General features: G+C 61.6%; 7 protein-coding genes. 4 read left to right on the top strand and 3 right to left on the bottom strand.

Features of this window, described 5'->3' with window-relative positions; genetic code table 11:
- Nucleotides 1-84 precede the first annotated feature (84 nt).
- Both ACNPAA_RS20330 and ACNPAA_RS20325 read left to right on the top strand, forming a co-directional pair.
- Nucleotides 85-528 (top strand): hypothetical protein, encoded by a 444-nt coding sequence (locus tag ACNPAA_RS20330; RefSeq protein ID WP_234924907.1) that lies wholly within the window; start codon nt 85-87, stop codon nt 526-528.
- Between the two features lie 14 nt (nt 529-542).
- The gene (locus tag ACNPAA_RS20325) at nt 543-1,217 is read left to right on the top strand and encodes a fimbria/pilus periplasmic chaperone (protein WP_043153787.1); all 675 of its coding nucleotides are present in this window, start codon (nt 543-545) and stop codon (nt 1,215-1,217) included.
- A 34-nt stretch (nt 1,218-1,251) separates the two neighbouring features.
- Here ACNPAA_RS20325 and leuE read toward each other — a convergent pair whose 3' ends face one another.
- Nucleotides 1,252-1,890, bottom strand: coding sequence for a leucine efflux protein LeuE (gene leuE / locus ACNPAA_RS20320; RefSeq protein ID WP_151027502.1), 639 nt, complete (start codon nt 1,888-1,890; stop codon nt 1,252-1,254).
- A 211-nt stretch (nt 1,891-2,101) separates the two neighbouring features.
- On the opposite strand from leuE, the gene ACNPAA_RS20315 reads away from it, so the two are divergent.
- The gene (locus ACNPAA_RS20315; RefSeq protein WP_041214206.1) at nt 2,102-3,322 is read left to right on the top strand and encodes an MFS transporter; all 1,221 of its coding nucleotides are present in this window, start codon (nt 2,102-2,104) and stop codon (nt 3,320-3,322) included.
- A 225-nt stretch (nt 3,323-3,547) separates the two neighbouring features.
- Here ACNPAA_RS20315 and ACNPAA_RS20310 read toward each other — a convergent pair whose 3' ends face one another.
- Together ACNPAA_RS20310 and ftnA are read right to left on the bottom strand one after the other, a co-directional pair.
- The gene (locus ACNPAA_RS20310) at nt 3,548-4,732 is read right to left on the bottom strand and encodes an NAD(P)/FAD-dependent oxidoreductase (RefSeq protein ID WP_045522679.1); all 1,185 of its coding nucleotides are present in this window, start codon (nt 4,730-4,732) and stop codon (nt 3,548-3,550) included.
- 162 nt (nt 4,733-4,894) lie between these two features.
- Nucleotides 4,895-5,419 carry a non-heme ferritin gene (gene ftnA / locus ACNPAA_RS20305; protein WP_010672333.1) on the bottom strand — a complete coding sequence of 175 codons (525 nt, stop codon included), beginning with the start codon at nt 5,417-5,419 and terminating at the stop codon, nt 4,895-4,897.
- A gap of 209 nt (nt 5,420-5,628) precedes the next feature.
- Between ftnA and ACNPAA_RS20300 the strand changes: the two genes are divergently transcribed.
- Nucleotides 5,629-7,276, top strand: a 1,648-nt coding sequence (locus ACNPAA_RS20300; RefSeq protein ID WP_417891971.1) for a diguanylate cyclase domain-containing protein, incomplete at its 3' end; no start/stop codon positions are given.

Here is a 7,276-nt window from a genome sequence, read left to right as displayed (position 1 = left end):
CGGCGCTTACTGCTGAATTCACTGTCGGCGAAGGTGAGCTGATGACTCATGATGAACCCTTTTTCATGGCTCCAGATGACAAACATGATCTCATATCAGGGACTTGTTCGCACCTTCCATAGCGGCCCCATCAGTGCCGATATGCTGGAAATTTCTATTTCACAGGACAGAGGTTCGCCCTATCGGGGATATTGCACTTTCTATCCGGCAGGCACCTTCGTACCTGAACAGGCCGTCCCCATCCCTACCAGGCTGGTATTCGATTCGGTGGCTCATGGAGCGGGTTCACGGCACGCCATTCGCTGCGATCGCACACCGGTGGATATTCGCACCCTCGGAATACAGGACAATCAACCACCACAGGAGTGGAATGATCCCGTCAACGGCCAGGGCATCACCCGGTTTTACAAGCTGGCGCTGGAATTCGACCTGACCGATCCCATGGTGCAGCGCACCATGGGCGACGAGATGTGGGAAGGCGAGGTGGAACAAAGCGGCACCATCACCATCAAGGGGACCTGGCGCTGACCATGGAGTACAACATGCATCGTCTACTTTGGCCCTTGCTGGGCGGCTTGCTGGCCTCACAGGCCGCCGCCCTCGACATCGGCGCCATGACTCTTGCCATGGCGCCAGAGCAGGAGTTCATTACCAGAACCCTGACCAACAACAGTGCTTCACCCAAGCTGTACGACATACAGATGGAAAAAATCAGCGACCCCACGGCCAGAGGCAGGACACTGCCCACCGTCCCCGGTGAGCTGCTGTTTGCCCCCAGGCGCTTCACCCTGCACGCCAGACATGCCCAGAACGTCAAGTTCTACTACAAGGGGCCCGCCGATGACCATGAGCGTTACTACCGCATCACCTTCACCGAGTCACCGGCAGCCCAGGTGGATGAAGGCAGCCAGACGCAGCACCGGGGAACCGTCGAGGTGAAACTGGCCCTGCAGTCCATCCTGGTGGTGCGCCCGCGTCAGTCACGTTTTGCATACCAGTTGGACCCGGCACAGAGCGCCATCACCAATACCGGCAACACCTATTTCGAGTTCATGGTGAAACGGGGCTGCCAGCAGGCGGACAGCGAGGCGGACAGCAAGTACCTGCTGCCCGGGGAGACCTACCACAATCCCGGGATCAATCAGCCGGGCAACCAGAAGCTCATCGTCTACCAGTCCCGCTTCATCCCCGTGGGCAAGGATTGCTGGCCAGACTAGGTGCCCGACACCGGACGGTCAGCAATCCCCAGGGTCAGGAGGAGAGCGTCGCCAGCCTGGCCGCAAACCCCATGAAGAAGAGGCCGATAAGGCCGTTGCCGAGACGGGCCGCCGTCTGGCGCTGACGGAAAAAGCGGGCCATCAGGGTACCGCCGAAGATCAGCAGGGTCAGGTAGACGAAGCTCATCGCTTCCAGCATGCCAGCCAGCACCAGGTAGGAGATCCAGGTGTGGGCATAGCTGAAGTCGATGAACTGCACGAAGAAAGAGACGTAGAACAGGATCGCTTTGGGATTGGTGAGGCTCAGGGTGAGGGCCTTGGTAAAATAGCGCTCACCGGGATCCATCTCGGACGCCGGTCCCGCCTTTTTGGCGATGAAGTTCGCGTGCAGGATCTTCACCCCCAGATAAAGCAGGTAGATGGCGCCCAGATAGCGCACCAGGGTAAAGAGCAATGGGGTGGTGCGAATGAGGGACGCGATCCCCAGATAGGCGCAGAAAATGAGAATGGCATCGCCGACGAAGACGCCGAGAGCGGCGCGATAACCCGGGCCTATGCCGCGCACGGCAGCGGTTCGCAGCACGTAGAGGGAGTTCGGGCCCGGGGCGATGATGATGAAGAAGAGACCGACCAGATAGGTCCAGACGTTGATGACACCCAGGCTTTCGAACATGTTCCCTCCATGGCGGGTGATGGGCCGGATAACGGCGGCAGGCCTTCTATACTAATCCGCCCCGCGCCAAGCACAAGATCTGACCAGCCATCCACACGCCGTCAGCATGAACGGCCTGCGCGCCGCGCGAACGCAATCCGGGCGTTCGCCCACTTTGGTTATGTCCAGATACGCCGGGATAGGGCATGGTAGAGGGAGTGATCCCCCAGCCATGGACAAGACCTTGAGTACCGACACCCCGATCACCGCCCCGCCCGCGGTGGACAACCCGACTACCACCGCTTATCCGGTGATCGCCGCCATCAGCTTCTCGCACCTGTTGAACGACATGATGCAGTCGGTACTGCTGGCCATCTATCCCCTCCTGAAGCTGGGGCTCGATCTGTCGTTCACCCAGATAGGTCTCATCACCCTCACCTACCAGTTCACGGCCTCGCTGCTGCAACCCCTGATCGGCCTCTATACCGACCGCAGACCCATGCCCTACTCCCTGCCTCTGGGCATGGGCTTCACGCTGGTGGGGCTGCTCTACCTGTCGCAGGCAGGCAGCTTTGGCGCCGTGCTGTTGTCGGCCATGCTGATCGGCATGGGCTCCTCCGTCTTCCACCCGGAATCCTCCCGGGTCGCCCGCATGGCGGCCGGCAACCAGCCTGGTCTGGCCCAGTCTCTGTTCCAGATCGGCGGCAATCTGGGATCGGCCATCGGCCCCCTGCTCGCGGCGCTCATCATCGTGCCGAAGGGACAGGGCAGTGCGGCCTGGTTCTCGTTGTTCGCACTCATCGGGGTCATCGTGCTCAGCTTCGTCGGCCGCTGGTCCAGCCACCATGCCGCCAGCTTCCATCGGCGGATGAGGGCCCATGCCGGCACCGGCCTGAGCCGCCGCCAGATTGGCTGGTCACTGGCCATCCTCGGTCTGCTGATGTTCTCCAAGTTCTTCTACATGGCCAGCCTGAGCAGCTATTACACCTTCTACCTGATGGACAAGTTCCACCTGTCGCTGGAGAGCGCCCAGCTCTATCTGTTCGCCTTCCTGTTTGCCGTCGCGGCAGGGACAGTGCTCGGCGGGCCGCTCGGCGATCGCATCGGTCGCAAGCGGGTGATCTGGATCTCCATCCTCGGCGTCGCTCCCTTCACCCTGCTGCTGCCCCACGTCGACCTGTTCTGGACCTCGGTGCTGTCGATTGTCATCGGCCTCATCCTGGCGTCGGCCTTCTCCGCCATCCTGGTCTACGCCCAGGATCTGGTACCCGGCAAGGTCGGCACCATTTCCGGCCTCTTCTTCGGCTTCGCCTTCGGTATGGGAGGGATAGGGGCCGCCCTGCTGGGCAGATTGGCCGATGCCACCAGCATCGAAACCGTCTATCAGGTCTGCGCCTATCTGCCTCTTATTGGCCTGCTGACCGCCTTCCTGCCCAATATCAGGAGAGGCTAGAGGCCAACCGGCAGCCAGCGACCGACCATAAAAAACGCGGCCTGAGCAGGCCGCGTCTGGTTCCATCACTCGGGCCGCCTGACACGGCCATATCCGCTCGGACTCATCCGCCGAGCCTCTTTGTCAGCAATACGGCCTCTCCCCCAGCCCGACGACCGGACCCACTGGAAGTTGTCACCCGAGAGGCCGCTGACGGGACCATTCACAGCATGGATGCGGCATCCCTCAGCAGTACTGGCCTGCCACCCAGCCCGACGACCAGGCCCACTGGAAGTTGTAACCACCGAGCCAGCCGGTCACGTCCACCACTTCGCCGATGAAGTAGAGGCCGGGCACGGTGCGCGCCTCCATGGTCTTGGAGGAGAGCGCGTTGGTATCCACTCCCCCCAGGGTCACTTCGGCGGTGCGATACCCTTCGGTGCCGTTGGGCAGGATCTGCCAATCCCCCAGCAGGGTGGCCACCGCCTCCAGCTCCCGTTCGTTGTACTGGCGCATCGGCTTGCTCACCAGCCATCCCAGCTCCACCAGCTTGTCGACGAAGCGCTTGGGCAGCTCGCGCCCCAGCACGGTTTTCAGCTCCTGGGCAGGATGGGCCTGGGCCCAGGTCTTGAGGGTCTCTGGAATGTCGAGATCCGGCAGCAGGTTGATGTGAATCTTCTCCCCCGCCAGCCAGAAGGAGGAGATCTGCAGGATGGCGGGGCCGGAGAGGCCGCGATGGGTGAACAGCATGGCCTCCTTGAAGCGGGTGCCGTCCTCGGCGGTCACCGCCACCGGCAGGCTGACCCCCGCCAGATCGGCGAAGGCCTCCTTGTCGGCCTGATGCAGGGTAAAGGGCACCAGCCCGGCGCGAGTCGGCAGCACGGTGAGGCCGAACTGCTCCGCCAGCTTGAAGCCGTAAGGGGTGGCACCGAGTTTCGGCATGGAGAGGCCGCCGGTGGCGACCACCAGCGACGAGCAGGCGATCTCCCCCTTGCTGGTGTCGAGCACGAAGCCTTCATCTGTCTTGCTGACGGTGAGGATCTCGGTCTGGAACTGCAGGGTCACGCCAGCCCAGTCGCACTCGGTCAGCAGGATGTCGACGATATCCTTGGCGCTGTCGTCGCAGAAGAGCTGGCCCAGCGTCTTCTCGTGGTAGTTCAGGCCATGCCTGTCCACCAGATCGATGAAATCCTGCTGGGTATAGCGCGCCAGCGCCGATTTGCAGAAGTGGGGGTTGGCCGAAAGGAAGGCATGGGGACCCGCCTGATGATTGGTGAAGTTGCAGCGACCGCCGCCGCTGATGAGGATCTTGCGGCCCGGCTTCTTGGCGTTGTCGAGCACCAGCACGGAGCGACCCCGGTAGCCAGCCTGGGCCGCACACATCAATCCGGCCGCCCCGGCACCGATCACCACCACATCCACCTGTTTCATCGTCACTCACCCATCAAAAGAAAAACGGCCCCTTTACCTTAAAGGACCGTCATTGTACCCGGCAGACACCAGCACAGCGGTACAAGGACACCTGCAAATAGAAAACGGCCCCTTTACAAGGGGCCGTCATTGTACTGACTGAACACTAAGTGTCCACGACTATCAGGCGTTGCCGTCCATGATGCTGGCCGGGGCGCCCTTGGCCAGCTCGGCCAGCTCCTTGTCGATGAAATAGAGGCCCTTGCCATCCTCGCCCACCAGGCTCAGACGGTCGACGATGCTCTTGAACAGCTTCTCCTCTTCGTGCTGCTCGGCCACGTACCACTGCAGGAAGTTGAAGGTGGAGTAATCCTGGGTGGTGAAGGCGACATGGGCCAGACCATTGATGCACTTGGTGATGTGATACTCGTGCTCCAGGGTGGTGCGGAAGATGTCACCCAGGGACTTGAATTCATGGGGAGGCGCTTCGATGGCCCCCAGCACCGGCATGGCGCCGGTCTCGCTCACGTAGGTGAACAGGCGCTCCATGTGCTGGCGCTCCTCGACCGCATGCTGGCGCAGGAAGGTGGCGGCCCCCTCGAAGCCCTTGTCCTCGCACCATGCGCTCATCTGCAGGTAGAGGTTGGAGGAATAGAATTCAAGATTAATCTGCTCGTTCAACTTCTCGATCATGGCTTTGGCCAACATGATGATTCTCCACTGTGATTTGCCCACGATTGTCGCCACTGTTGCATCCTGACGCAACCAGAGACAACCGACGCACCCCGCAGTTGCGACGACTTTTCACCTCATCCTCTCCCCCATACGGTTATAGAGAAGCAAAGAAACATGGTGTAGGTGACATCAGCCATTATGATGGCGCCATTGGTCGGGGAAAGGATTCAATGAGATTCATAATGGCACTGGCGCTGCTCTGGATGACCCAGTTGCAGGCAGCTCCCTCCTTGCTGAAAGAGGCTGAATTGCAGGCGGCGCGCGATCCCGTCGGCTATCTGCAGCGCCTCGACGCCAGTCCCCAGCAGGATATGGAACTGTTCTACGCCAGGTCCCTGGCCCAGGCAGCCCTTGGCCGCTATCCACAGGCACAGCGCGACAATGCCCGCGCCCGCGGTCTGGCCAATGCCCAGCAGGAGACCCTTCGCCTGCTCGACTTCCGGTTGCAGCAGATTGCCCTGACCCTGGATGCCGATACGCCGGATCAGGCGCTCGATCTGCTCACCCAGCTCTGGCCAGCGGTCCGGCATCACCCCAGGCAGGTCTCGGAGTGGCATGCCCTCAACGGGCTCGCCCTCTACCGTACCCAGCAGATGAAAGAGGCGATCCTCGAGCTCAAGACCGCCTATCACCTCAAGCAGAAAGAGCCGGGTTCCATCCTCTCCACCTTGCAGTGCGGCCGTCTGCTGATGACCCTCGGCAACCTCTATGCGGACCTCAATCTCTACCGTGAGGCCGAGACCTATTATCAGGATGCCCTCGGCCAGATGGTGCAGCTCAACGAACCCAACAGCCAGGCCATCATCCGGGCCAACATGGCCAGGCTCTACATCGACATGGGCCAGCCTGCCAGAGCCAGCCAGTTGCTCGATACCCTGCTGGCCACGCCGAGCCTGTCACCCCACTATCGTGCCATCGTCCTCGGCTACCAGGCCATGGTGTTCAACGCACGGGCGGACTGGCACTCAGCCTGGCGCAGCCTGGAGGAGGCACAAGCCATCTATGACAGGCTGGATAGCCCGCAGGCGGCCTCCCGTCTGACCGAGATCCGGGCAAGAACCCTGCTGGGTCGTGGCGAGAAGCAGCTGGCCCTGCAACTGCTGATGGAGCACACCGTCCCTCTCTCCATGGATGGTCGGGCGATGCAGGCCAGGTTGCTGGCCGATCTGGGCCGCTACCCCGAGGCCTACGGGGCCATGACCCGCTACATGCAGTACTACAAGCAGCACTTCAACCAGACCCTGAGCCAGCACGCGGCCGCCTTCCAGGTCGAGATGGATCTGGCTCGCAGCGAGGCCAGCAATCGCGCGTTGCAGCAGGAAAACGAGAGCAAGCGCCAGCAACTGCTCTACCAGCAGAGTGCCCGCTACTACCAATTGCTGCTGCTGGTGCTGCTGGCCGTCGCCCTGATCCTGCTCGGGCTCACCACCCGCAGGCTCCACCGCAGCTCGCGCCACCTCTACAAGCTCGCCACCTTCGATCAGCTGACCGGGCTGCCCAACCGGCGCGCCCTGCTGGAGAGACTGGGTCAACAGTGGCTGCACGAAACGCCCCTGACCCTGCTCATCATCGACATCGATCACTTCAAGCAGATCAACGACAAGCATGGTCACCAGGCGGGGGATCAGGCTATCCGGCAGTTGGCCAGGGAGCTCAAGAGCTGGGCACCGGACCAGCAATTGATCGGGCGCTGGGGCGGGGAAGAATTTGGTTCTTCGCGGGATCTTGGGGAAGTGGAAGTTGACAGACAGGGTGCTGGTAAACTGGCTGTCTCCAAACACACCACCACCATCACCCTGCTGTCGCCGTGCATCATATTGATATTGCCTC

The sequence above is a fragment of the Aeromonas sp. PS2Canimalfood6 genome (assembly GCF_048276795.1).
GTDB lineage: Bacteria > Pseudomonadota > Gammaproteobacteria > Enterobacterales > Aeromonadaceae > Aeromonas > Aeromonas caviae.
The sequence above is the reverse complement of the archived record's forward strand: the minus strand, read 5'-3'. Positions and strand labels throughout refer to the sequence as shown.